Source organism: Micromonospora sp. DSM 43699, from assembly GCF_055517075.1.
The window spans coordinates 1-25,491 of sequence record NZ_JBTMMT010000031.1 but is presented as its reverse complement, the minus strand read 5'-3'; the positions used below and the strand labels follow the sequence as shown (position 1 = coordinate 25,491).

The window sequence follows — 25,491 nt, the reverse complement described above, 5'->3', positions numbered from 1 at the left end:
CGAGGCGCTGACGTTGCGGATGACCGCGCTGGCCCTGCGGGAACATCCGACCGGCCGCCCGGCGGACGTCGCCGGGGTGGTGGAGTGGTTCGGGGCCATGCAGGCCCAGGACGCGGCGAGCGGCCTGTGGTCGCTGGGGCTGCGGCTGCCCGGCCGCACCGAGGCCGACGTGCGGGCCGCCCTCGAGCGGCGCGAGGCGCTGCGCACCTGGCCGATGCGCGGCACCGTGCACCTGGTGCCCTGCCGGGACGCCCGCTGGATGCTGGAGTTGACCGGCGTACGGGCACTGGCCGGGGCACCGGCCCGCCGGGCCGTGATCGGGCTGACCGAGGCCGAGGCCGACCGGGCCGCCGACGTGCTCGGCGCGGCGCTGGCCGGCGGCGGCCGGCTGACCCGCGCCCAGTGCCTGGCCGCGCTCACCGCCGCCGGCGTCGACGTCACCGGTCAGCGCGGCTACCACCTGCTCTGGTACGCCAGCCAGCGGGGCGTCACCTGCATCACCCCGCACGTGGGCACCGAGCAGACCTTCGCGCTGCTCGACGAGTGGGCCCCCGACCCGCACCGGCCCGCGCGGGACGAGGCGCTGGGCATCCTGGCCCGCCGGTACTTCCGCAGTCACGGGCCGACGACCCGGCAGGACTTCACCGGCTGGACGGGGCTGACCGCCACCGACGCGAAACGCGCCGTCGCGGTCGCCACCGACGCCGGACAGTTGGCCCGGGTGCAGGTCGACGGGGTGGAGTCGTATCTCGACCCGACGTTGCTCGACGCGCCCCGCCTGCCGGTGGACGACGTGCACGTACTGCCCGGCTTCGACGAATACCTGCTGGGCTTCAAGGACCGGACCCTGATGGTCGACCCGGCACACATGTCGGCGGTGGTCCCCGGCGGCAACGGGGTCTTCCAGTCCACCGTGGTACGCGGCGGCCGGGTGATCGGCACCTGGAAGCGCCGCCTCGCCCGGACCAGGGTCACCGTGACGGTGCAGCCGCTGGTCACGCTGGACCCGTCGACCAGGCAGCGGGTCGAGGCGGCGTTGGAAGGCTACGCCCGCTTCCTCGCCCTGCCGCTGCACCTCTCCTGGTAGCCCGCCTCCCGCAGCGGCAGAGACTTGACAGACGTCGTACGTCATACCAATATGAGCATCGATATATGCACTGATTCCGCGTCCCGTCCGGAGGGTCGAGATGACACCGGACCGGTCGACGTCTGCGCCCGCCGCTTCGACCGCCCGTCCCATGCTGACGTCGATGCTTCGGTGACGCCTTCGCGTCCGGTCGGGTGGCTCAGGTAGTGCTCTGGCGTCACACCCCCGAACCGGATGACGGCCTCCCCGTAAGGAGACGACCCGTGCCACCTCGCAAACGCTCGGCCCCACTAATCGGGACGATCCTGGCCGCCCTGGTCCTGGTCGCCGTCGGCGCGAACGTCATCACGAACGCGCCACCGGCCGCGGCGGCCACCACTGCCGGCTGCGGCAAGGCCCCGGGGCTGAACAGCGGCACCCACACCATCCAGAGCGGCGGCAAGAGCCGCAGCTTCATCCTCCGGCTCCCCGACAGCTACAACAACACCTACCCACACAGGCTGGCCTTCGGGTTCCACTGGCTGGGCGGCACCGCCAGTGCCGTCGCCTCGGGCGGAACCGACGGCTACCCCTGGGCCTACTACGGCATGCTGTCGCAGTCGAACAACACCACGATCTTCGTCGCCCCACAGGGCATCAACAACGGCTGGGCCAACACCAACGGTGAGGACGTCACCTTCACCGACGACATGATCCGCATGATCGACAACGCGCTCTGCGTCGACACGACGCAACGCTTCTCGGTCGGGTTCAGCTACGGCGGCGCGATGAGCTACTCGTTGGCGTGTTCCCGGCCGACGGTGTTCCGTGCGGTCGCGGCCATCGCCGCCCCCGGAACGATCAGTGGCTGCAGTGGCGGGACCCAACCCGTGGCGTACCTGGGCATTCACGGCATCAGCGACAACATCCAGAACGGCCGGTCACTACGTGACAGGTGGCTCAGGAACAACGGTTGCGCGGCGCAGAACGCTCCCGAGCCCGCGCGGGGCAGCCTGACCCACATCATCACCACCTACTCGTGCCGGGCCGGCTACCCGGTGGTCTGGGCCCCGTTCGATGGGGGCCACCAGCAGGGTCCGGTGGACGGTTGTGCCGGCTGTGAGAGCGGCGCGCGAAGCTGGGTCAAGCCTGAGGTGTGGCGGTTCTTCACCCAGTTCGGATCGACCCCGCCGACCACCACGCCGCCGACCACCACGCCGCCGACCACGCCGCCGGCCGGCGAGGCGAACGTGATGATCGCGGGTGGCCAGTCGGGCCGTTGCATCGACGTCGCCAACTCCAGCACGAGCAACGGCGCCCGGTTGCAGCTGTGGGACTGCCACGGCAACAGCAACCAGCGCTGGACCCATACCGCCAACCGCACCCTGACCGTCTACGGCAACAAGTGCCTGGACGCCAGCGGGTCGGGCACCAGCAACGGCACCGTCGTCCAGATCTGGGACTGCAACGGCGGCGCGAACCAGCAGTGGAACCGCAACAGCAACGGGACCATCACCTCCGCCCAGTCGGGACTCTGCCTGGACGCCGTCGGCGCCGGCACCGCCAACGGGACGCAACTCAACCTGTGGGCGTGCAACGGAGGCGGTAACCAGCAATGGGCCACCCGTAGCTGACGGTCCGACAACCCCGTACCACCATGGCACGATGCCGACGCGGGGTGGCGGTCGTATCCTCCGGCCGCCACCCCGCCGGACCGTGTCGCACCGGCCCCCGGCGGGCGGGTCGTCACCGCCCCGGTCGACCGCGCACCCGGCGGATCAGTCGCCGAGCGTGCCGGCTGACCGGCCCTCGTGCAGGGTGAGGTTCCGCCCGGACGACGGGTCGAACAGGTGGATCTTCTCCAGGTTGAACCAGACCCGCCGGTCCTCCCCCTCCTGCACCGGCGACTCGGCCGACAACCGGGTCACCAGGTTGCCCCCGCCCCCGCTGAAGTCGGCACCGGCGTCGGCGGCCAACTCCTCCAACTCGGCGGCGCTGGCCCGCTGCCCCTCCACGGTGAAGTAGACGTACTTGTCGGAGCCCATCGACTCGACGATGTCGGCCGGCGCGGTGAACTCCATCCCCCGGGCCCGCGCCTCGTCGTCGATCAGTTCGGCGTCCTCGAAGTGCTCCGGGCGGATGCCGAGGATCAGCTCCCGGGGCGCGTCGGCACCCTCCAGCTCGCGGCGGATCCGCTCGCCGATCGGCACGTCACCCAGGGCGGTACGCAGCTTCCCGTCCTCCACGGCGGCGTGCAGGAAGTTCATCGACGGGGAGCCGATGAACCCTGCCACGAAGAGGTTGCGGGGGTGGTCGTACAGCTCCTGGGGCGGGCCGACCTGCTGGATCGCGCCGCCCCGCATGATCACCACGCGGTCGCCCAGGGTCATCGCCTCGGTCTGGTCGTGGGTCACGTAGACGGTCGTGGTGCCGAGCTTCTTCTGCAACCGGGACACCACCGTGCGCATCTGCACCCGCAGCTTCGCATCCAGGTTGGACAGCGGCTCGTCCATCAGGAACGCCTTGGGCTGCCGGACGATCGCCCGGCCCATCGCCACCCGCTGGCGCTGCCCACCGGAGAGGTTGGCCGGCTTGCGGTCCAGCAGCGCGGTCAGCTCCAGGACCTTCGCCGCCTCCTCGACCTTGGAGTCGATGGTCTCCTTGTCGAGTTTGGCCAGCCGCAGCGGGAAGGCCATGTTCTCCCGCACGGTCATGTTCGGGTAGAGCGCGTAGGACTGGAACACCATCGCGATGTCCCGGTCCCGGGGCGCCTTGTCGTTGACCCGCTGCCCGCCGATGCGCAGCTCACCGGAGCTGATGTCCTCCAGCCCGGCGATCATGTTGAGGGTGGTGGACTTCCCGCACCCCGACGGGCCGACCAGGATGACGAACTCACCGTCGGCGATCTCCAGGTCGACGTCCTGCACCGCGACGGTGCCGTCGGGGAAGCTCTTGCTCACCTTGTCCAGCACGATGTCAGCCATTTTGTCACCTATCCCTTGACTGCGCCGGAGGTCAGACCGGAGACGATGCGGCGCTGGAAGAAGAGCACGAACAGGATGATCGGAATGGTGATCACCACGGCGGCGGCGCAGATCGCCCCGGTGGGGTCCTCGAACTGCGACTCGCCGGTGAAGAACGACAGCGCCACCGGCACCGTACGGGCCCGCTCGGTCGAGGTGAGCGTGATGGCGAACAGGAAGTCGTTCCAGCAGAAGATGAAGACCAGGATCGCCGTGGTGAACAGGCCCGGGGCGGCCAGCGGGGCGATGACCCGCCGGAACGCCTGCGCCTGGGTCGCGCCGTCCATCTTCGCCGCCTTCTCCAGGTCCCAGGGGATCTGCTTGAAGAACGCCGACAGCGTGTAGATCGCCAGCGGCAGCGCGAAGGTGATGTACGGCAGGATCAGCCCCGGCCAGGTGTCGAAGAGGCCCAACTGCCGCTCGATCTCGAACAGCGGCGACACCAGCGACACCTGCGGGAACATCGCGATCAGCAGGGACACCCCGACCAGCAGGCGCTTGCCGGGGAAGTCCAGCCGGCTGATCGCGTACGCGGCCATCGCGCCGAGCACCACCGCGATGAGCGTGGCGATCAGGGCGATGCCGATCGAGTTGACCAGGGCCCGGACGAACTGGTCGGTGTCGAAGATGCTCCTGTAGTTGTCGAGCGTCCACTCCCTCGGCCAGAACTTGCCGTCGGTCAGGGTGGCCGGGGTCTTGAACGACAGGGAGGCGATCCAGAGCACCGGAACCAGGGCGAAGACGACCACTATGACGTCGATCAGGCCCCAGCGCAGCTTCGCCCGGGTGGTGGTGTCGGCCATGTCAGCGCCTCTCCCCGTCGTCGCTGCCCGGGGCAGCGGTGCCGAACAGCTTCACGAAGACGAACGCGATGATCGCCACCGTGATGAAGATCAGCACGGACATCGTGGAGCCGATGCCGAGGTTGAGCCCCCGGATCAGGTTGTTGTAGGCGAGCATCGACACCGACGAGGTCTCGTTGCCGCCGTTGGTGAGCACGAAGATGTTGTCGAAGACCCGGAACGCGTCCAGGGTGCGGAACAGCAGGGCGACCAGGATCGCCGGCTTCATCACCGGCAGCATCACCTTGGTGAACCGCTGCCACGCCGTCGCCCCGTCGGTGGAGGCCGCTTTGAGCAGGTCCTCCGGGACCAGCGCCAGCCCGGCCATCAGCAGCAGGGCCATGAACGGGGTGGTCTTCCAGATCTCCGCCAGCATGATGATCGCCAGCGAGCTGGCCCGCTCGGTCAGCGGGGCGCTGCCGTCGAAGAGGTTGGCCAGGTAACCGGTGCCGGGCGTCCAGGCGTACCGCCAGGAGAACGCGGCGACCACCGTGACGATGCCGTACGGGATCAGCGCGGCGGTCCGGACGATCCCCCGGCCGACCAGGGTGCGGTGCATGACCAGGGCCAACCCCATACCGAGCACCAGCTCGACGGCGACGGTGACCACCGTGATCAGCATGGTCACCCCGAACGCGGTCCACCAGAACTCGTTGCTGAGCACGGTGACGTAGTTCTCCAGCCCGATGAACTCGCGCTGGTCGGGGAAGCGCAGGTCGAAGCGCTGCAACGACAGCCAGACCGAATAGATGATCGGGTACGCGGTGACCAGCACCATGACCAGCGCGGCCGGGGCGCAGAGCAGCCAGCCGAGCTTCCGTTCGGCCTTCTTGTTCTCGCTCAACGGGGCACGCCGGCTCACGGCAGGACCCCCTTGGACTGGAGCGCGTCGGAGATCGCCTCGCGTAGTTCCTTGGCCGTCTGCTCCGGCCGGATCGCCGACGGCGGCGACAGGATCGCCGACATCACCGTGGAGATGCTCTGGTACGCGGGGGTCAGCGGCCGGACCGCCGGCTCCTTCAACTCCTCCAGGATGGTCTCCTTCATCGGGTACGCCTCGGCCATCTCCGGGTCGTCGTAGACCGCCTCGATGGTCGGTGGCACCCCGTCGTTGATCGCGGAGAACTTCTGGTTCCTGGCGTCCCGGAGGCACTTCGCCGCCTCGAACGACTCCGTCGGGTGCTTGGAGTAGGCGCTGACCGCCATGTTGACCCCGCCGATGGTGACCTTGCTGGGGGTGTTCGCGTCGACGCCGGGCACCCGGGCCCACTTGACCTTCTTGGCCAGCTCCGGGTCCGCCTCCTGCAACGCCGGGTAGACGAACGGCCAGTTGACCTGGAAGGCACCCTTACCGGACTGGAAGTCCAACCGGACCGGATCCTCGGTGGAGTTGCTGAACGACGGCGACGTCACGCCCGACGTGGCAAACCGTTGGAGCTGGTCGAGGGCCTTGACGGTGCCGGCGTCCATCACCGCCTTCTTGCCGTCGTCGCTGAGGATCTTGCCGCCGGCGCTCTCGGCGAGGGTGTTGTAGAGCACCACCAGGCCCTCGTACTGCGCGCCCATGGTGAGCACCTGGTGGGGCTTGCCCTGCCCCTTGAGGTCCTTGGCGACGGTGATCATGTCGTCCCAGCTCTTCGGAGCCTCCGGGACCAGGTCACTGCGGTACCAGAGCAGCTGCACGTTGGTGTTCTTCGGCGCCCCGTAGAGCTTGTCCTCGTACCGGGCGGTGTCCAGCGGGCCCGCCAGGGTGCCCTGCTCGACCTCGCTCCTGTCCTGACCGGTCCACTCCCGGATCCACTTCGCGCTGGCGAACTCCTGGGTCCAGGTGACGTCGAGGCCGAGCACGTCCATCCCGGTGTCCTCGGCGGCCAACCGGCGGACCAACTGCACCCGCTGGTCGTCGGCCTGCCTGGGCAGCACCCGGTAGGTGATCTGGTAGCGGCCCTCGGCCCGGGTGTTGCAGTCGTCGACCACCTTCTGCAGGTTCTGCTCGGGTGGGTAGTACAGGTTGATCGTGGGCGTACCTCCGTCGCCGTCGTCAGCGCCGCATGCGGCCAGCGGCGCGACCAGCGCCAGCGCGGCTGCCGCCGCCCCGGCCCGGAGCGCCGGCCGACGCCGGTGCCGGGCCGTTCCGGGGTCCGTCATCGCCCTCCCCCTCTCTTCGGCGAATACCGGGGAAGTCACCCGCGCCCCGGTGCACGGCGAGCCGGTACCGGGCCGGTGAAGTGCGGAAACGCGCCCGCCCGGCCGTTCCGTGCGCCTACACTGCCCGACCTGTGAAGTCGCGAAACCTGCCGGTAACCAGAGTCCGGACCGATCGGTCGGCCCGCACCGGAGGTGGCGCGGCCGGGTGTCCCACCTCGTGCCCAATCGGGCCGGCCGCACGGTTCAACCTCGGCACACACTCTGCGGGCCGACGCACACCGTCAGGCCGACGCGCACCATTCAGGCCGACACGCACCGTTGAGACTGACGCGCACCGTCAAGGCCGATGCGCACCGTTCAGGCTGACACGCACCCGTTCAGGGGCGGGCGCACCCGGTTCAGGCCGGGTGCCCGGTTCAGGCGCGGGCTCTCGCCCAGGACAGGAAGCGTTCGGTCATCCGGGCCGGTGGGTGTTCCGGGTGCAGTTGGCTGAGCTGGTTCGTCGCCTCGTACATCAGGGTGCCGAGGTAGACGAGCAGCCCGGTGCGGTCCTTGCGGTACTCGGTGAGCAGGGCGAGCTTGGCCGGCTGGCAGGGCCACTCCCGGCCACAGTTGCGGCACCGCCACAGCGGGCGCATCGCGACGTGCGGGACAGGCGGTCGGACCACCATCACCGCCACCTCCTCGAATCATGGGCGCGTTCGGCGGGGTCGACCCCGGTCGTCTCGACCCGGGGCCGACCATCCGCGTCACCACACCGATCTGGGGACTGGAAGGGGCCGCTCCCGCACGGGGGATCGGGAGCGGCCCCGGCAGGCCCGCTGCCGCCCTCCCCGGCTGCCAGCGGGCCCGCCACGGGTGACAGTCTGCTGATCGGACCACTACTGTCGATACACGCTCACGTCATCTGCGCAGCTCAGCAGGGCGGGTGAGCGACCACGACAGACCCGCCGGTCCACGGTGGGCAGAGACTGGGGGTGTGATGGGGACAGCTACCGACTATGTGTTGGAGGAGTTACGCCTGTTCCGGGCGGCGCTCGCGCTCAGCCAGGACGACTTCGGCAAGGGCATCGGCTACTCGGGGTCGCACGTCAGCTCGGTGGAGACCGGTGGCCGGGCACCCACCAAGGAGTTCATGAAGGCGGTCGACGGCCACCACCAGACCGGTGGGCGTTTCCTGCGGATGCTGGAGCGGTTGGGCCGGCTCGACGCCGAGCCCGCCTGGCTCCGGGAGTGGATCGAGTTCGAGCGGGAGGCGACCACCCTGCGCTGGTTCGAGCTGGCGTACGTGCCGGGCCTGTTGCAGACCGAGCGGTACGCCCGCGCGACGCTGGCCGGCGGCCGGTTCGCCCCGGAGGACGTGGACCGGATCGTGGCGTCCCGGCTCGAACGGCAGGCGATCCTGCGGCGCGAGCGCCCACCGCAGCTCATCTGCGTGATCGACGAGGCGGTGCTCCGCCGGCCGGTGCTCGACCAGCCGGGGCTGATGATCGAGCAGTGTGAGCACCTGGCCCGGTTGACCGCCGAGGAGCACATCCAGGTGCACATCGTGCCGACCGATGCCGGCATGTACCTGGGGCTGGCCGGGCAGTTCATCATCGCCGAGATGCCCGACGGCGAACGGGTGACCTATGCGGACAACCAGCTCACCGCACAGATCGTCGATGCGCCAACCGATGTCGCTACGCTGGCCAGGACGTGGGAGATCGTGCGGAACGAGGCGCTCCCCCGCCGGCAGTCAATCGAGCTGATCAAGGAAGTGGCGAAGTCATGGACATGATGACCCCGCAGTGGCGGAAGTCGACCAGGTCCGGCGGCAACGGCGGAGCCTGCGTCGAGGTCGCCGACAACCTGCCCGGCCGGGTGCTGGTGCGCGACACCAAGGACCGCGAGGGCGGCACCCTCCACTTCGACCGTACGGCCTGGACCGCGTTCGTCGGCTACGCCAAGCAGCACTGACGCGGCTCACCGGCCAGGCTCCACCGCGCAGCCGGGGAGCCTGGCCGGCCCGACCAGCCTCCACCGCAAGACCCAAGTCCGAGCGGCCCGACCAGGTTCCACCGCGCAGCCGGGGAGCCTGGCCGGCCCCGGCCGCCTCTCACCCCCGCTCCGGCCCGTCGCGCAGGACGACGGTCGTCGATGATCAACGAGGCTCTACTCGGCAGCGGCGGCGCTCAGCAAGAGCGCAATCTCGGGACAGCGACACGGAGGCGATCGGGGCGTCAATCGCCTCGGCCGTCAGCGTGCCGCCGGCAGGTGTCGCCCGCACGTACGTCTCGACCCGGAGTCGCACGCCCGACGCGACTGCTGGTCGGGGTGCCCACCCCGCAGATGACCGTCGACCTGCCGCTGCGGCCTTGGCTGACCGCCCCATGCCCCACGTCGTCGGTATGCAAAGCCCCGCCCCATGATCGGATTGCCGAAATGGAGACGACACGCCGGGGAAAGTACATCGAATGGCAATCTGATCTTGAGGCTCCACCGCCCGCACCCCATCACCGCACCCCATCACCGCCCGCACCCCATCACCGCCCGAACCCCATCACCGCCCGACGCCCCGCGCCCCGGCGGGCACCGTGGGGTCCGTCGGCTGACCATGACTGTCCGGTCGGCGGGCGCGACGGGCTACCCAGCGTGTGCCTCTTGCACTAGCGTTGATGCACTCACTCCACAGCCGGCGCGTCGCCGTCGTAGTCGATACGCCTCCGGCCGACATCAGCCTGCCCGTTCGGTGGGTTCTCCGGCGAACTCACCGCTGCGCGCCCACCGCTTGGGCAGGATCATCCTCAACGAGGAGGTGCTCCGTGGTGCAGGACACCCGCGCTCTCGCCCTGACGTTCGAGGTGAGCGGCCTGCCACCGGTCAAGACCGAGGCGCTGTCCATCTTCGCCGCCGGCCATCGGCAGGCGACGAGGGTACGCGCCCTGCTCGAAGCGGCCTGCGCCGCGGCCCAGCAGACCGGCTGGACGCCGTTGGCCGGGCCGATCGAGGTCGACCTGATCCTGCGCTGCCCACCCGGGCACCGCACGTCCGACGCCAGCACCCTGCTCGGCGGGGTGTGCGCGGTGCTCCAGGACAAGAAGCGGGTGGCGAACATCGGGCTGGCCCATCTCGGGGTCCTGGTCGACGTCGCCCTCTACACCGACGACCGGCAGATCCGCCGGCTGTCGTATCTGGAGAAGCCGGCGGAGGACTTCTCGTACCAGGTCCGGGTGGCCGCCGCGCCAACCGTGGTTTGACCGACGTCCGCGGTGGGGTACCGCGGACGCCGACGAAGGGAGCGCCGATGTCGGAGCCACATGTCACGCTCGACCCGAGAGGGCTCGACCCGGTGCAGCAGAAGCTGCGCGGCCCACTGGAGGACCAGCTCACCTCGGCTCTCCAGGCGGCCACCGACCGGGTGCGGGCCAGCTACGCGGGCGAACCGGTCGAGCAGGTCTGTCAGCGGCTGCTCGAGGAGACCCGGTCCGGGCTGCACCCGGACATCGCCGCCGGCTTCCGGCCCGACATGGACGAGTTCTGCCGGGTGGCGGTGGCCATCGTCCGCGACGAGGTCTCCTGACCCCGCCAGCTCAGTACCGGCCGAGGTTCTGCGCCGGGCAGATCACGATGCGCGGTGAGTGCTTCGGATCCAGCCAGCGCAGTACGGCCACCAGGTCGGCGTGCGACAGGCTGACACAGCCGGCGGTCGGGCCCCCGGTCGCGGTGCCGAACTCGTGCAGGAAGATCCCGCTGCCGGCGTTCGGCACCGGCCTGGGCACGTTCGGCGGCATGTTGTAGGTAATCACCGCGAAGTGGGTGTACGCGGGCACCTCCCGCCAGAGCGCCTCGCTGTACCCGCCCGGGTTGGTGGTGCTGTGCTGGAAGGTGTTGTAGGCGGCCGAGTTCGGGTTCTCGTTCCACCAGTCGTCGGCGACCACCCGGTGGTAGGGGAAGCGCACGCCGGGATCGACGGCGATGCCGTACATGGTGGGGCCGAACGAGTAGACCCCGGTGGGGGTGGTCGACACCCCCTCGGCGTGGTTGTCGCTGAAGCCCTTCGCGCCCACCCGGGCGGGCAGCGGAGCCGACACCGGCACCCAGTGCCCGCCTGCCTGGTGGAACGTCTCCAGGGTGGCGTAGGTGGTGGAGTAGCCGGCACCGGTGACGATGACGACCTGACGGGTCGCGGCGGGCAGGGTGGTCAGCCGGGAGGCCCGGTTGGGCGGCGGGACCGGCCGCCCACGGCCCGTCGCCGATGCCGCCCCGGCAGGTGTCGTCTCCATCGCTGACATGATCGCATCACTGACGACTCCCCGGCTCCCCAAGGCCGACGGATCGACGTCGCGCCCCGACGGCTGACGCCCGCAGCTCGGGGCGGTGCCCGACGACCGACGCCGGCAGCTCGGGGCGGTGCCGGCGGGTCAGCACCGGCGGGCGGTGCCGGCGGGTCAGGGCCGGGTCCGCAACTCCCCGTCCCTGACCGCCGGCCGTCCGGCCCGGCAACGGTGCTCGCCGGTGCGGGCACGATGGGCGGGGCAGGCCGCCCACGTCGGCCCGACACGCGGACCAGGCCGCCTGCACTCAGCTCCACTGTGCCCCGGCGCCGGACTTCGGTGCGTTCCCGACCACCCCGAATGGTCCGGAACGCCGGCCCAGGTTAGGCACCCGTCGGGTGGCCGGGCAAGCAGCTCGGCGGTGCCGTGGAGGTGATTCCCGCAGGGGTGGAATTGCGGCATCTCGGCGTGACACGGTCAGCCGGGCTGACGCTGCTTCTCGTCGAGGCGGGTGGTCGTCGGCACGACCGCGGGCCCGGCGGAACGACGTCCCGCCGCCCAGGCACCGAGGATCGTCCCCAGCGCCATCAGGTGCAGCAGTCGCACGCCGTAGGGGGCGGGTGCGGTGGCGGCGGGCAGCACCGGCAGCACCGGCATCCCGAGCGCGACGACCGCCAGGGCCACCGCCCGGAACACCCCCGGACGGTCCGGTGGCGCGGCTGCCGGCACGTCGGGGAAGAGCTGCCCGCGACGGGCGGCCCGGACCGCCAACACGCACACCAGCGCCCCGCAGGCCAGGCTGCTGGTCAGATTGGCCAGCAGCGGCCAGTCCAGACCGGCGACCCTGACCGTGCCGGGGTCCACCCCCAGGGCGTACGCCCACCACGCGCTGTGGGTCACCCGGTCCAGGACGACGTGGCTCACCACGCCGATCAGCGCCGAACAGACGGTGACCTGCCAGGGGTGCCGGACGCCGCCGAGCGCCGCATACCCGGGCCAGCCGAAGAGCCGACCGCCGGGCAGGTGCACCGCGACCCCGGCCACCACCCGGCGGACCAACCAGGCGTAGGCCAGCGCCACCGGCAGGCCCCACCACAGCGCACCACCCAGGGTGTGTACCCGCGCGCCCATCTCGAACCGGGTGCCACTGACCAGGTAAGCGACGTCGGGCGCCACAGCCCCGGTGCAGAGCGCCACCCCGTCGAACCAGTGCGGTCGCCACAACTTCAACGGCAGCACCGGAGCCAGGTGGGAGGGGAAAGTCAGCGGCACGCACCGTACGTTACCGCCCCGACACCCTCAGAAGTGGGCAAGCAGGTCCGGGAAAGCCGCCAGCCGGACCACCCCGGCATCGGCCGGGTCGAGGTCGTCGTCCTCCAGGACCCAGGTGTTCTCGTTGGGGATGAACACCGCCCGCATGCCGGCCGCCCGCGCCGGCAGGATGTCCGACTTCGGGGAGTTGCCGATCATCCAGGCGTCGGCCGGGGCGAACCCGTGTTCCCGGGCCAGCCACCGGTAGGTCTCGGTGTTCTTCTCCGCCACGACGTGCGCCGCGGTGAAGTGGTGCAGCAGGCCGCAGGCGTCCAGCTTGCGCTGCTGCTCCTCCTGGTCCCCCTTGGTCAGCAGCAGCAGGTCGTAGCGGGTGGCCAGGGCGTCGAGGGTGTCGGCGACCCCGGGCATCAGCTCGACCTGGTGGTTGACCAGTGCGGTGGCCAACCCGTCGATCTCCTGCCGCTCCCGCGCGGTGACCGGCCGCTCGCGCAGCCGGACGAGGCATTCGCCGAGGCTACGCAGGAAGACCTTGCTGCCGTAGCCGTGCGCCACCGCGTTGGCCCGCTCGATGTCGTCGAGCACCCCACGGATCTGGACCCGGTCGAGGGTCGGGTGGTCGAGCCAGTCCAGGAAGTCGTCGATCACCCGCTCGAACAGGACGTTGTTCTCCCACAGCGTGTCGTCGGCGTCGAAGACCAACGTCTTCGCGGTCCCACCCGTACGCATCCCGGTTCCCTCCCGAAGGGTCGCCCCGCCCGGCCGGCGGCGTCCCGGACACGCTAGTGGTCCGCCCCGCCCGGCACATCCGGGTTGTCCCGGCGCAGGGTCAGGATGAGGTCGACGACCAGGGCGGTCCATCCGGTCTGGTGCCAGGCCCCGAGCCCGGCGCCGTTGTCACCGTGGAAGTACTCGGGGAAGGCGATCAGGTCCCGCCAGTCGGGATGGGTCTGGAACAGCTGACACGCGCCGTAGATCGGCCGGCGGCCCCAGCCGTCCCGGGTGAACAGGGAGATCAACCGGGCGGAGAGGTCGTCGGCGATCTCGTCCAGGGTGCACTTGTGCCCCGACCGGGTCGGGTACTCCACCTGGAGGTCGTCGCCGAAGAACGCGGCGTAGTCGCGCAGCGCGCTGATCAGCAGGAAGTTCGTCGGCATCCAGATCGGGCCGCGCCAGTTGGAGTTGCCGCCGAACAACCCGCTGGTCGACTCGGCCGGCTCGTAGCCGACGCAGAACTCCTGCCCGCCGAGGTCGACCGCGAACGGCTTGTCCAGGTGCGCCCGGCTGAGCGTCCGCAGGCCGTAGTCGGAGAGGAACTCGTCGGGGTCGAGCATCCGGGCCAGCAGCCGGACCACCTGCTCCGGGCCGACCATGGACAGCAGCCGCTGCTGACGGCCGTCCGGGCCGAGCCGACGGGCCCCGATCACGTCGGCGTACTCGGGGCGTTGGGTGAGGAACCAGCGCAGCCGGGCACCCAGCTCGGGCAGGCGTTGCAGGGTCCGGCCGCTGAGCCGGGTGGTGGCCGCCAACGGCAGCAGGCCGACCACCGAGCGGACCTTCAGCGGCACCTGACTGCCGTCGGCGAGCCGCAGCACGTCGTAGAAGAACGCGTCCTCGGCGTCCCACAGGCCCTGCGAGTAGCCGGCCGCGGCGATGTACGCGAAGTGCTCGAAGAACTTCGTTGCGGTGTCCACGTACGCCCGGTCGTGTTCGGCAAGCACGATCGCCATGTCGAGCAGGTTGAGGGCGTACATCGCCATCCAGCCGGTGCCGTCGGACTGCTCCAGCACCCCGGCGACCGGCAGCGCGGCCGAGCGGTCGAACGGGCCGACGTTGTCCAGCCCGAGGAAGCCGCCCTCGAACAGGTTGTTGCCGCCGGTGTCCTTGCGGTTGACCCACCAGGTGAAGTTCAGCAGCAGCTTGTGCATCACCCGGGCCAGGAACTCGTGGTCGCGCCCGCCGTCGATCTCGAACACCTTCAGCGCCGCCCAGGCGTGCACCGGCGGGTTCACGTCGCCGAACGCCCACTCGTACGCCGGGATCTGGCCGTTGGGGTGCAGGTACCACTCACGGAGCAGGAGCAGCACCTGCGCCTTGGCGAAGCCCGGGTCGACCCGGGCGATGGTGACGCAGTGGAAGGCCAGGTCCCAGGCGGCGTACCAGGGATATTCCCACGGGTCCGGCATGGAGATGACGTCGAAGCTGGTCATGTGCCACCAGGCGCTGTTGCGCCCGTGCCGGCGACCGGCCGGCGGCGTCGAGCCCGGGTCGCCCTCCAGCCACCGCTTGACGTCGAAGTGGTAGAACTGCTTGCCCCACATCAGCCCGGCGATGGCCTGCCGGGCCACCAGCGCCTCGTCGGCGCTGGCCGCCGCCGGGATCACCCCGGCGAAGAAGCGGTTCGCCTCGGCCCGGCGGGCCCACACCACCGCGTCGAAGCCCGAACCCAGCTCCGCCGGGGGCGGCGGGGCCGCCACGGGCGGCGGGGCGGTCCGGGTCAGCCGCAGCCGGATCTGCCGCTGCCCGCCGGCCGGCACCTCGAGCACGTAGTGCAGGGCGCCCTTGGTCCCCTCCCGGTCCGGGTTGACGGTGGCCGCGCCGGCCACCACGTGGTCGTTGATCCCGTCCTTCGGGTACGGCGAGCGGCCGGCCAGCCCCCACAGCCGCTCGGCGTTGGTGTCGTTGTCGCAGAGCAGCGGGACCGGCTCGCCGTCGCCCTCCAGCAGGATCTGCCCCAGCACCCAGTGCTCGCCGACCAGCCGGCCGCCCTCGCCGACCAGCCGGGGCACCCGGTCCGCGCCGGGCGGACCCCAGGCCCAGGTGTTGCGGAACCACAGCGTGGGCAGCACGTGCAGGGTGGCCGCCTCGTCGGCCCGGTTGGCGACGGTGACCAGGATGCACAGGTCGGTCGGGGACGCCTTGGCGTAGTCGACGGTGACCGCCCAGTACCTGTCGTCGTCGAAGATGCCGGTGTCGACCAGTTCGTACTCGTTCTCGTCCCGGCCACGCAGGGCGTTCACGGCGACCAGTTCGTCGTACGGGAAGGCGGCCTGCGGGTAGTGGTAACGCCAGCGCATCCAGGAGTGGGTGGGCGTGCTGTCGAGGTACCACCAGTAGTCCTTGGCGTCCTCGCCGTGGTTGCCGCCGTCACCGCCGAGGCCGAACATCCGCTCCTTGAGGATCGGATCCACCCCGTTCCACAGCGCCAGCGCGAAGCAGAACGTCTGCCGGTCGTCGCAGACGCCCGCCATGCCGTCCTCGTTCCACCGGTAGGCTCTGGACCGCGCATGGTCGTGGGGGAAGTAGTCCCACGCCGTGCCGTGCTCGCTGTAGTCCTCCCGTACCGTCCCCCACGCCCGCTCGGACAGATAGGGACCCCATGCGCGCCAGTCCTGCTCCCCGGCCTCTGCCTGGGCGAGCCGGAGCCGCTCGGCGTCGGGGGACGGGGCATCGGAGGGCGATCTGTCGGTGAACACCTGCACATTTTCGACGCCGCCGGGGTACTTGACCACAGCGGCCATTGTCGTCGTGGCGTGTTACACCTCGCCGCCACAGGAGGAAAGAAGTTGATCGAGTTCGGTTTCGGCCCGGGGGTCTGCGGCGAACTGGCCGCTGGGACGACCCGGGAATGGCTGGTCACCGACGGTCTCGGCGGGTACGCCATGGGCACCGTGAGCGGGTTGCGGACCCGCCGTTACCACGGTCTGCTGGTGGTGGCCGGGGAGACTCCGGCGGCCCGCCGGGTGGGACTGGTCAGCCTGGACCCGGCGGTGGTCCTGCCGTCCGGGGCCCGGATCCGGCTCGGCGCGCACGAGTGGTCCTCGGGCGTGGTCGACCCGCGCGGCTTCGAGTTCCTGGAACGCTTCGACCTGGTCGACGGGCTGCCCCGCTGGCGGTGGCGGATCGGCGACGTGGTCATCGAGCGGGAACTGGCCATGACGTACGGCCGGCCCGCCGTGGCGGTGGTGCACCGGCTGGTGGCCGGCGGCCCGGTCCGGCTGGACCTGTCGGCCGCCTGCACCTGGCGCGACGCGCACGGCGAGCGGCGGGCCGACGGCCCGACGCCCCGGGTGGAGCCGGCCGACGGCGGCGCGGTCGTCGAGGGCGCGTACCGCCTGGCCGGCCCGGACTGGACGCCCGCCGGGCAGTGGTGGCTGGGCGTGCATCACCGCGAGGAGGCCGCCCGGGGGCTGCACCCCGACGAGGACCTCTGGTGCGCGGGGCGGTTCTCCGGCGCGCTGGACCGCCCCGGGGACACCGTCTCCGTGCTGGCCTGGGCCGGTGACCTGGCCGAGGAGCCACCGCCGGCGACGCAGGTGGTGGCGGCGGCCCGGCGACGGCACCGGGCGGTGGTGACGGCGGCGAAGCCGGCCGACGCGGTGGACGCGACCCTGGCGCTGGCCGCCGACGCGTTCGTGGTGCGCACCGCCACCGGGCCGGACGTGGTCGCCGGCTATCCGTGGTTCGGGGCCTGGTCGCGGGACACCATGACCTCCTACGAGGGGTTGTTCCTGTGCACCGGGCGGGCCGACGAGGGGCGGGAGCTGCTGCGGTCGTACGCGGCGACGCTGTCGGAGGGGATGCTGGCGAACACCGCAGACACCGGTCGGGTGGAGTACAACACGGTCGACGCGACGCTGTGGTTCCTGCACGCGGTGAGCCGACACGTCACCGTCACCGGCGACACCGACCTGGGTGACGAGCTGCTGCCGGCGCTGCACGGGGTGGTGCAGGCGCACCTGGCCGGCACCCGGTACGGCATCGCGGTCGACCCGGCCGACGGGCTGATCACCCAGGGCGGCACCCCGGGCACCGCGCTGACCTGGATGGACGCCCGCGTGTACGGGGTGCCGGTGACCCCGCGTACCGGCAAGCCGGTCGAGGTCAACGCGTTGTGGATCAACGGGTTGGCCGGGTTGGCCGAGCTGACCGAGCTGGCCGGTCAGGACCCGGCCGAGCTGTGGCGGCTGCACCACCGGGCCCGGGACGCGTTCGGCAAGCGCTTCCCCACCCCGGCTGGCTGGCTGCACGACGTGGTGGACGCGCCCGCCCCGGCGTACCCGCTGGGTGGGGCGGCGCACCACGACGACGACCTGCTCCGCCCCAACCAACTGCTCGCCTGGTCGCTGCCGTACGCCCCGCTGGAGCCGGACCCGGTGGCGCTGCGCCGGGTGGCCGCCGGGCTGTTCACCCCGCTGGGCCCGCGCAGTCTCGCCCCCGACGCGCCGGAGTTCGCACCCCGGCACCGGGGCGGCCCGGCGGACCGGGACGGCGCCTACCACCAGGGGACGGTCTGGCCGTGGCTGGTCGGCCCGTTCGTCGAGGCATACCGGAAGGCCGGACTGCCCACCGACGACCTGCTGGCCGGGCTCGTCGGCCACCTGGGCGAGTACGGCCTGGGGTCGGTGAGCGAGACGGCCGACGGCAGTGCCCCGCACGCCGCCACCGGCTGCCCGTTCCAGGCCTGGTCGGTGGCCGAGTTGCTGCGGGTCAGGCGGGCCGGCTAGGCAGCCGTTACACACCGGCAACGGTGACGTCTCCGCTGGTTATCCACGGCTGGGCAGGATGGGTACCGACCCCGGGCCGCAGCGAAGACACCCTCATGGTGTCCCACCGGCGCGTGCCCAGGACACACCCGAAGGGGGCCGCATGTCACCTGACGCCGACGTGATCGACATCCACCCCGCCCGGCACCAGCGGGTGCTGATGCTCTCCTGGGAGTACCCGCCGGTGCTCGTCGGTGGCCTCGGCCGGCACGTGCACGCCCTGGCGACGGCCCTGGCCGCCGCCGGGCACGAGGTCACCGTGGTCACCCGGCACGCCGACGGGTCACCGCTGGAGGAGTACGCCGAGGGGGTCCGCATCCTGCGCGTCCCCGAGGACCCGGTGGCCTTCCCGCTGGCCACCGGCTCCCTGCTGGCCTGGACGATGGCGTTCAACCACACCCTGACCCGGACCGCCCTGCGGGCCGCCGACACCGCCGACTACGACGTGATCCACGCGCACGACTGGCTGGTCGGGCACACCGCCGTGACCCTGGCCGAGCACCTGGACCTGCCGCTGGTCACCACCATCCACGCCACCGAGGCCGGTCGGCACCAGGGTTGGCTGCCCGGGGAGCTCAACCGCACCATCCACGGTGTCGAACACTGGATCAGCAACGCCTCGGCCCGGGTGATCGCCTGCTCCGGTTACATGGCCGCCCAGGTGAGCCGGCTGTTCGACGTACCGGCCGGTCGGGTCGACGTGGTGCCCAACGGGGTGGACGAGCGGGCCTGGCGGGCCCGTCCGCGGGCGGTCGCCTCGGCCCGGGCCCGGTTCGCCGGGGACGGTCCGCTTGTCGGTTACGCCGGGCGGCTGGTCTACGAGAAGGGCGTCCAGCACCTGGTGGACGCCGTGCCGTACCTGCGTGACCGGCACCCGGGGCTGCGGGTGGTGATCGCCGGCGACGGCCCGTACAAGGACGAACTCGTCGACCGGGTGCAGCGGCTGCACGTCACCGACAGCGTCCGGTTCGCCGGTTTCCTGGACTCCGGGCAGCTCCCGGCGATGCTCGCCGCCACCGACGCGACAGTCGTGCCGAGCCTCTACGAACCGTTCGGCATGATCGCCCTGGAGGCGGCGGCGGCCGGTGCGCCACTGGCCGTGGCGGACACCGGCGGGCTGGCCGAGATCGTCGAGCCGGGCGTCACCGGGGTGACCTTCCCGCACAGCGACCCGGACGCGCTCGCCGGTGCGGTCGGCCGACTGGTCGGCGACGAGGTCTTCGCCCGCCGGGTGGCCCGCCGGGCCCGCACCATGGTCGGCGAACGGTACGGCTGGGCGGCCATCGCCGCGCGTACCGCCGGCAGCTATGCCGCCGCCCGCCGCGAACACGGCGGCTTCCAGGCCCGTCGGGCGGCGACGCTGCTGGCCGGCGGTCGACAGCGGATCACCATCCCGGACGGCAACCTGCTGGCACTGGACGGCGCCGCATGTTGAGTGGATCGGCACCCGACAACCGATAGGTCCGTCCCGATCCATTGGCTACGGTGTACCTCGGCCGATGGTGAGGAGAACGGTGCAGCAGGTAGTGATCGCCGGTCGGTACCGCCTGTTGGACTTGGTGGGCCGGGGTGGCATGGGCCGGGTCTGGCTGGCCCGCGACGAGGTGTTGCACCGCGAGGTGGCGGTCAAGGAGGTGGTGCCCCCTGCCTGGCTGGCCGACGACGAACGCGACGAGCTGCGGCTGCGGACGCTGCGCGAGGCGCGCACCGCGGCCCGGCTCAACCACCCCAACGTGGTCCGGGTCTACGACGTGGTGCAGATCGAGGAACGACCGTGGATCGTGATGGAGTACGTCCCGTCGCAGTCCCTGCAGACGGTGCTGGACACCGCCGGCCCGGTCGATCCGGTCCGCGCCGCCGACATCGGGATGGCGCTGCTGGCCGCGCTGCGCGCCGCGCACTCCGCCGGGGTGCTGCACCGCGACGTCAAGCCGCAGAACGTCCTGGTCGCCGACGACGGACGGGTGATGCTCACCGACTTCGGGCTGGCCACCTTCGACGGCGGTGACGGGCTGATGACCCGCCCCGGCATGGTGCTCGGCTCACCGCAGTTCGTCGCCCCGGAACGCGCCGCCGAGGGGGTGTCCAGCGTGGAGGCGGACCTGTGGTCGCTCGGGGCCACCCTGCACGCCGCCGTGGAGGGCCGCTCGCCGTACGCCCGGAGCACCGCGATGGCCACCCTGGCCGCCCTGGCCACCTCGCCGCCGGATCCGGCACCGCATGCCGGGCCGCTGCGTCCGGTGCTGGAGGGGCTGCTGCTGCGCGACCCCCGGCAGCGGATCGGTCACGACGAGGCGAGCCGCCGGCTGGAGATGGTGACCCGACCGGTGCCCCGCTCGGAACCCCCCACGGTGGTGCTGCCGGTCGCCCGTCCGGCGGGCGTCGCCCCGCCGCCGCACTGGCCGGGGCCGGACGGTGAGCCGGCGGAGCGGCCGACGGGCCGGCCGACGGAACGGCCGACGGAACGGCCGCCGAGGAGCCGCGCGGAGATCGACGCCGAGCGGGTCTGGGGACCGCCCGGCCGCCGGGTGTCCGGCGACGCGACGCAGCAGCCCGCCACGTCCCCTCCCCCGGCGTCGGCCGGTGCCGACGGACCGGAGCCGGCGAGCTCGGACCCCGGCCGTGCCGGGACGGTCGACGCGGCACCGGGCAGCCCCGCGGTGGTCGCCTCCGGCACCGCCGCTGCGGGGCCGGGCGGACCTGCCCCGGGGCCCGGCGACCCGGGAGGCCGTGCCCCGGCGCTGGTCGACCCGGCAGGACGCGTCCCCGGCGCGGGCAGCCCTGGCGGACCCGGTTCGGGCCTGGGCGGCCCGGGGATGGGCGGGCCGGGGATGGGCGGGCCGGCAGGACGCGGCCCGGGGCGGGCCGGCGCGGGCGCGGGTTCCCGACGGGCGACCGGGACGGGCCGGGTGGCCGGGCTGGTCACCCGGCTGACCAGGGGCGCCCGGGGATGGCTGCTGGCCGGGGTGACGTTGGCGGTGGGGGCGACAGTCGGGATCGGCACCACCTTCGCGATCAGCGACGACGACCACCGGGCCGCGCCGGCCGCCACCGACGGCTCGACCAGCGTCACACCCTCGACCCGCCCGTACGGCCCACCGGGCCCCGGACCGGGCCGGACGGGACCGCCGCCGCCCGGCGGACCGGACGTCGCCCCGCCACCCCTGCCGTGTCTGCGCCCCGACCCGGTCGGCACGAAGGTCACCGGCCGACCGGCGACCGTGGACGACGGGTTCCGGCCCCCCTCCGGCTGGACCTGGTACGACGGTGCCGGCTACCGGATCGCCGTCCCGGTCGGCTGGCTGCGTACCCAGGAGGGGCAGGTGGCCTGCTTCCGCGACCCGGGCAGCCGCCGGACGCTCAGTGTGGAACCACGGGCCGGCGGTGGCGGCGCGCTGGACCGGTTGCGGGCCGAGGAGCGCACGCAGCTCGACTTCGGCGCCCTGCCCGGGTACGACAAGATCAAGCTGGCGGCGTTCGACGGCGACGGTGCCCAGTGGGAGTGCCGGTGGGACACCCCGTTCGGCGGCCGGGAGCACGCGGTCCGGCTGATCCCCGGTCGTGACCTGGCCAGATACCTGCTGAGTTGGTCCGCTGCGGACGAGGACTGGGACGACTCGGCCGACGAATTGGTGGTGGTCCGGGAGAGCTTCCGGGGCCGGTCGACCGAGGTCACCTCGCCCACCTGACCCAGGCCCCCGACGGCCGCCCGCCCCGTAGGACCCACCACCACCGCGCCCGACCGCCCGACCACTGCCCTCCCACCTAGCTGCGGTCGAGAAACCGCAGCTAGGTGGCTACCCTGGTACCGGGGGATCCGAGGGGGAACGTCGTGCAGCAGCTGCTGGTCGCCGGGCGTTACCGGCTGCTCGACCTGGTCGGCACCGGCGGGATGGGTCGGGTCTGGTTGGCCCGCGACGAGATGTTGCACCGGGACGTCGCCGTCAAGGAGGTCGTCCCACCCCACTGGCTCGCCGAGTCCGAGCGGGCCGAACTCCGGCTGCGGACGCTGCGTGAGGCGCGTACCGCGGCCCGGCTCAACCACCCCAACGTGGTACGCATCTACGACGTGGTGCACGACGGGGACAGCCCCTGGATCGTGATGGAGTACGTCGCGTCCCGGTCGGTGCAGCAACTGCTGGGCGACGACGGCCCGCTGGACCCGCACCGGGTGGCCGGCATCGGTCTGGCGGTGTTGGCCGCCCTGCGCGCCGCGCACGCCGCCGGGGTGCTGCACCGGGACGTGAAGCCGCACAACGTGCTCGTCGCCGACGACGGGCGGGTGGTGCTCACCGACTTCGGGCTGGCCACCTTCGACGGCGGTGACGGGGCGATGACCGGTCCGGGCATGGTGCTCGGCTCGCCGCAGTTCGTCGCCCCCGAGCGGGCCCGCGACGGGGTGTCCGACCCGCGTACCGACCTGTGGTCGCTGGGGGCCACGCTCTACGCGGCGGTGGAGGGGCAGTCGCCGTACGCCCGGTCGAGCGCGATGGCGACGCTGAGCGCCCTGGCCACCGAGCCGCCCGACCCGGTGCGCCGGGCCGGCCCGCTGCGTCCGGTGCTGGACGGTCTGCTGTGCCGCGACCCCGACCGACGGCTCACCGCCGCCGAGGCGGAGCCGCTGCTGCGGGCGGCGCTCGCCGCGACGTCCCGACCGCCGGGCGACCCGGCACCTCGGTCGGCCGACCCGGCAGCGGAGCGGGGCGACCCGGCACCGCGATCGGGTGGCCCCGCAGCGGAGCGGCGCGGCCGGACGCTGTCATCGGGCGGCCCCGCCGCCGCTGTCCCGGCGGCCGACCCGGCCTCCGGGCCGGCCGGCGCGGGGTGGGGCGGGCCGACGGAGGGCGCGTCCACCGGGGACACCCCGTCGCTGCCGGTCGGAGTGCTCCGCCGTCGTCGTCGCCGCACCGTCCTGGTCGCGGTGGCCGTGGCGGGCACGCTGCTGGCCGGGACCGGGACGACGTTCGCCCTGCACAACGGCGGCGCCGCGCCGTCCTCGCCGGGTGGCGGTGCCGGCGACCCGGTGGCCCGGCCGGCGGCCTTCCCGTGTGCCGCGCCCGCACCGGCGGACGCCACCCCGGTCCGGTCCGCGCCGCCGCCGTCGGCCGAGCGGTTCGGCCTGGTCCCCGGCTGGACCTGGTACGAGGACCCGGCCGGATTCCGGATCGCCGCGCCGGCCGGTTGGCTGCGCTACACCGAGGGCACGGTGACCTGCCTGCGTGAGCCGGACGGCCCCCGGGTGTTGAGCGTCGCCCCGGGTGACGCGCCGGCCGAGCCGGTCGCCCACTGGCGGGCCGAGGAGCGCCGGCTCACCGACGACGGACGGCTCGCCGGTTACCGCCGGGTGGAGATCTCCGCGTTGGACATGTTCCGCGGCGGCGCGCTGTGGGAGTGCGAGTGGACCGGCGCGGCCGGCACCCGGCTGCACACCGCCCGGTTGCTGGTACGGGTCACCCCGCAGCGGGCCTACACCGTCTCATGGCTGACAGACCAGTTCGACTGGCAGGTCAACGCGACATACTTCCTGATGATCCGGCAGAGTTTCCGCCCCGCCGTCTGACACCCTCCCCTGTGGACCGTCCGGGTGATTGCCCCGTCGGCGACGGTTCTGGCACAGTGGCGTAGCGTTGTCGATCAAGAAACCGGGGAGGGGCGAGGCGACATGATGGGACCGTCCCACGCGCTGTCGGGCGCGGCGGTGTGGCTGACCGGGTCGTGGGCGCTGGACCAGTTCGCCGACTACCACCAGTCTCCGCTCGCGTTGGCCGTCGGCACGGCGGTCTGCGCCGGTGGCGCGCTCTTTCCCGACCTCGACCTCTCCGGCAAGGTCACCCGCAACCAGGGCGGCGCGACGGTGGCCCGTACCTTCGGCGTCTTCTCGCTCTTCGTCGCCGAGGTGATGGAGAAGATCTCGCTCGGGGTCTACTACGCCACCAAGCTCAGCCGGGACCCGCGCCGCAACAACGGCCACCGTACGCTGACCCACACCATCCCGTTCACCGTGCTGGTCGGCTGGGGCACCACCGCGCTCTGCACCGCGTACGGCAAGTGGGCGGTGGTGGGCATCCTGTTCTTCATGATCGGGCTGGCGCTACGCGGCCTCTTCGACAAGTGGGCCGAGCGGGCCGGCTGGGTGATCGTCACGCTCGTCTCGGCCGCCGCCGCCTGGTTCACCTTCGCCAACCTGCCCGGCGACCGTGGTTATCCGATGATCGGGTTGGCGGTCGGGGTGGGCTGCTTCGTGCACATCCTCGGTGACATGATCACCAAGGCCGGGGTGCCGATCCTCTGGCCGATTCCGATCAAGCGTCGGATGTGGACGATGATCGGGCTGCCGAACAGCATCGCGCTGCGTACCGGCAGCAAGGCCGAGGTGGTGGTGTTGCGTACCGCGTTGACGGTGCTCTCGGTGCTCGCGACGGTCGGGCTGGTGGCGCCCTCGGTGCTGCACCGGTTCAACATCGAGGTCTGACGGTGGTCGGTGGGCCGGCGGTCGGTGGGCCGGGTGTGCCCCTCAGACGCCGACCCGCTGGGGTGGCACGGTGAGGCCGTAGAGCGCCATCAGCTCCGGGCTGTCCACCCGGTTGCCGTCGGCGACCGAGTCGCAGGCGATGTCGACGATCTGGTCCTTGTGGGCCAGCAGGTACGGCCGGGCCCCGACGTCGGCGCTGGCCAGAGTCGCGATGCCGGCCCAGTGCCGACGGCCGAAGAGCATCGGGTAGCCGCGCAACCCGTCGTAGGTGGCGCAGGCCAGCACGTCCGGGTACGGCAGGGCGGCCACCCGCCGGACCGCCGCCGGGGTGAGACCGGGCATGTCGACCGGCACCACCACCACCGCCTCGACCCGTTCGTCGGCCAACGCGGCCAGTCCGGCCCGGATCGACGAGCCGACCCCGGTCCCCCAGGCCCGGTTGACCACCACCGTGGCGGGGCTCAGGTCGGCCGCCGCGCGGACCTCGTCGGCCGCCGCCCCCAGCACGACCACCAACTGCCCGCAACCGGCCTCGGTCATCGTCTCGACCATCCGGCTGACAAGCGGCCGGTCCCCTTGGCGCAGCAACGCCTCGGGGCCGCCCAGCCGGCGTCCCCCGCCCGCCGCGATGATCATTCCTGCGATACGCACACCAATGCAACGAGCCCCCGAGAGATGAGTGTCGGCCCGAAACGGATATTTGACGCATATAGCTTCACCCCACCCGCCCCTGCCGCACTCCCCCCGTGATCAACCCGCACTTTCCCCGGTGATCAAGAAGTTTGCGTCAGGTTCGCGCCTCCCCATGACGCAAACCTCTTGATCACCGGGGGGCGAGGTGGGACCGGGGCGAGGGGGGTGGGTGGGTG

General features: G+C 72.1%; 21 protein-coding genes. 11 read left to right on the top strand and 10 right to left on the bottom strand.

The genetic code is table 11. The features are described from left to right. Positions 1–19: 19 nt before the first annotated feature. Positions 20–1,087 carry a winged helix DNA-binding domain-containing protein gene (locus AC0AIB_RS17000; protein WP_328348740.1) on the top strand — a complete coding sequence of 356 codons (1,068 nt, stop codon included), beginning with the start codon at positions 20–22 and terminating at the stop codon, positions 1,085–1,087. 263 nt (positions 1,088–1,350) lie between these two features. Further along, positions 1,351–2,700 carry a ricin-type beta-trefoil lectin domain protein gene (locus tag AC0AIB_RS16995; RefSeq protein WP_465097032.1) on the top strand — a complete coding sequence of 450 codons (1,350 nt, stop codon included), beginning with the start codon at positions 1,351–1,353 and terminating at the stop codon, positions 2,698–2,700. A 144-nt stretch (positions 2,701–2,844) separates the two neighbouring features. On the opposite strand, the gene AC0AIB_RS16990 is transcribed toward AC0AIB_RS16995, so the two are convergent. The 5 genes from AC0AIB_RS16990 to AC0AIB_RS16970 all read right to left on the bottom strand — a co-directional run bounded on the left by AC0AIB_RS16990 (position 2,845) and on the right by AC0AIB_RS16970 (position 7,750). Then, entirely contained in the window at positions 2,845–4,050 is a 1,206-nt protein-coding gene (locus AC0AIB_RS16990; RefSeq protein ID WP_328345173.1) for an ABC transporter ATP-binding protein, read from the bottom strand. A gap of 8 nt (positions 4,051–4,058) precedes the next feature. Further along, positions 4,059–4,892 carry a carbohydrate ABC transporter permease gene (locus AC0AIB_RS16985; protein WP_208569783.1) on the bottom strand — a complete coding sequence of 278 codons (834 nt, stop codon included), beginning with the start codon at positions 4,890–4,892 and terminating at the stop codon, positions 4,059–4,061. 1 nt (position 4,893) lies between these two features. Beyond that, positions 4,894–5,793 carry a carbohydrate ABC transporter permease gene (locus AC0AIB_RS16980; protein ID WP_067308257.1) on the bottom strand — a complete coding sequence of 300 codons (900 nt, stop codon included), beginning with the start codon at positions 5,791–5,793 and terminating at the stop codon, positions 4,894–4,896. Next, positions 5,790–7,079: an ABC transporter substrate-binding protein gene (locus tag AC0AIB_RS16975; protein ID WP_465097031.1), complete on the bottom strand. Its 1,290-nt coding sequence runs from the start codon at positions 7,077–7,079 to the stop codon at positions 5,790–5,792. The genes AC0AIB_RS16980 and AC0AIB_RS16975 overlap by 4 nt, the downstream gene beginning before the upstream one ends. Before the next feature lie 416 nt (positions 7,080–7,495). Then, complete coding sequence (locus AC0AIB_RS16970) at positions 7,496–7,750, bottom strand: flavin reductase (RefSeq protein WP_328348739.1); 255 nt, start codon at positions 7,748–7,750, stop codon at positions 7,496–7,498. Positions 7,751–8,061: 311 nt separating this feature from the next. Between AC0AIB_RS16970 and AC0AIB_RS16965 the strand changes: the two genes are divergently transcribed. The 4 genes from AC0AIB_RS16965 (at position 8,062) to AC0AIB_RS16950 (ending at position 10,641) form a co-directional block, all read left to right on the top strand. After that, entirely contained in the window at positions 8,062–8,859 is a 798-nt protein-coding gene (locus AC0AIB_RS16965) for a helix-turn-helix domain-containing protein (protein WP_465097048.1), read from the top strand. After that, positions 8,856–9,038: a DUF397 domain-containing protein gene (locus AC0AIB_RS16960; RefSeq protein ID WP_328348738.1), complete on the top strand. Its 183-nt coding sequence runs from the start codon at positions 8,856–8,858 to the stop codon at positions 9,036–9,038. The genes AC0AIB_RS16965 and AC0AIB_RS16960 overlap by 4 nt, the downstream gene beginning before the upstream one ends. Positions 9,039–9,886: 848 nt before the next feature. After that, a complete protein-coding gene (locus tag AC0AIB_RS16955) occupies positions 9,887–10,318 on the top strand; it encodes a RusA family crossover junction endodeoxyribonuclease (protein WP_328348737.1) in 432 nt (143 codons plus the stop codon). Positions 10,319–10,365: 47 nt separating this feature from the next. Next, the gene (locus AC0AIB_RS16950) at positions 10,366–10,641 is read left to right on the top strand and encodes a hypothetical protein (RefSeq protein WP_328345164.1); all 276 of its coding nucleotides are present in this window, start codon (positions 10,366–10,368) and stop codon (positions 10,639–10,641) included. Positions 10,642–10,651: 10 nt separating this feature from the next. Here the strand turns inward: AC0AIB_RS16950 and AC0AIB_RS16945 are convergent, their stop codons facing one another. From AC0AIB_RS16945 to AC0AIB_RS16930, 4 genes are all read right to left on the bottom strand, one after another. Continuing rightward, positions 10,652–11,344, bottom strand: coding sequence for a L,D-transpeptidase family protein (locus AC0AIB_RS16945; RefSeq protein WP_465097030.1), 693 nt, complete (start codon positions 11,342–11,344; stop codon positions 10,652–10,654). A 468-nt stretch (positions 11,345–11,812) separates the two neighbouring features. Continuing rightward, the gene (locus tag AC0AIB_RS16940) at positions 11,813–12,607 is read right to left on the bottom strand and encodes a DUF4184 family protein (RefSeq protein WP_328345160.1); all 795 of its coding nucleotides are present in this window, start codon (positions 12,605–12,607) and stop codon (positions 11,813–11,815) included. A gap of 27 nt (positions 12,608–12,634) precedes the next feature. Beyond that, complete coding sequence (locus tag AC0AIB_RS16935) at positions 12,635–13,333, bottom strand: HAD family hydrolase (RefSeq protein WP_328345158.1); 699 nt, start codon at positions 13,331–13,333, stop codon at positions 12,635–12,637. A 53-nt stretch (positions 13,334–13,386) separates the two neighbouring features. Next, the gene (locus AC0AIB_RS16930; RefSeq protein WP_465097029.1) at positions 13,387–16,125 is read right to left on the bottom strand and encodes an MGH1-like glycoside hydrolase domain-containing protein; all 2,739 of its coding nucleotides are present in this window, start codon (positions 16,123–16,125) and stop codon (positions 13,387–13,389) included. Between the two features lie 45 nt (positions 16,126–16,170). On the opposite strand from AC0AIB_RS16930, the gene AC0AIB_RS16925 reads away from it, so the two are divergent. The 5 genes from AC0AIB_RS16925 (at position 16,171) to AC0AIB_RS16905 (ending at position 24,622) form a co-directional block, all read left to right on the top strand. Then, a complete protein-coding gene (locus AC0AIB_RS16925; protein WP_328345153.1) occupies positions 16,171–18,111 on the top strand; it encodes an amylo-alpha-1,6-glucosidase in 1,941 nt (646 codons plus the stop codon). Between the two features lie 142 nt (positions 18,112–18,253). Further along, positions 18,254–19,585, top strand: a complete 1,332-nt coding sequence (locus tag AC0AIB_RS16920; protein WP_465097028.1) for a glycosyltransferase family 4 protein — start codon at positions 18,254–18,256, stop codon at positions 19,583–19,585. Positions 19,586–19,664: 79 nt separating this feature from the next. Next, positions 19,665–21,839 (top strand): serine/threonine-protein kinase, encoded by a 2,175-nt coding sequence (locus AC0AIB_RS16915; protein WP_465097027.1) that lies wholly within the window; start codon positions 19,665–19,667, stop codon positions 21,837–21,839. A gap of 203 nt (positions 21,840–22,042) precedes the next feature. After that, on the top strand, positions 22,043–23,710 hold the full coding sequence (locus AC0AIB_RS16910; RefSeq protein ID WP_465097047.1) for a serine/threonine-protein kinase: 1,668 nt from the start codon (positions 22,043–22,045) through the stop codon (positions 23,708–23,710). 102 nt (positions 23,711–23,812) lie between these two features. After that, the gene (locus tag AC0AIB_RS16905) at positions 23,813–24,622 is read left to right on the top strand and encodes a metal-dependent hydrolase (RefSeq protein WP_328345145.1); all 810 of its coding nucleotides are present in this window, start codon (positions 23,813–23,815) and stop codon (positions 24,620–24,622) included. A 42-nt stretch (positions 24,623–24,664) separates the two neighbouring features. Here AC0AIB_RS16905 and AC0AIB_RS16900 read toward each other — a convergent pair whose 3' ends face one another. Next, positions 24,665–25,258, bottom strand: coding sequence for a nucleotidyltransferase family protein (locus AC0AIB_RS16900; protein ID WP_328348736.1), 594 nt, complete (start codon positions 25,256–25,258; stop codon positions 24,665–24,667). Between the last annotated feature and the right edge of the window lie 233 nt (positions 25,259–25,491).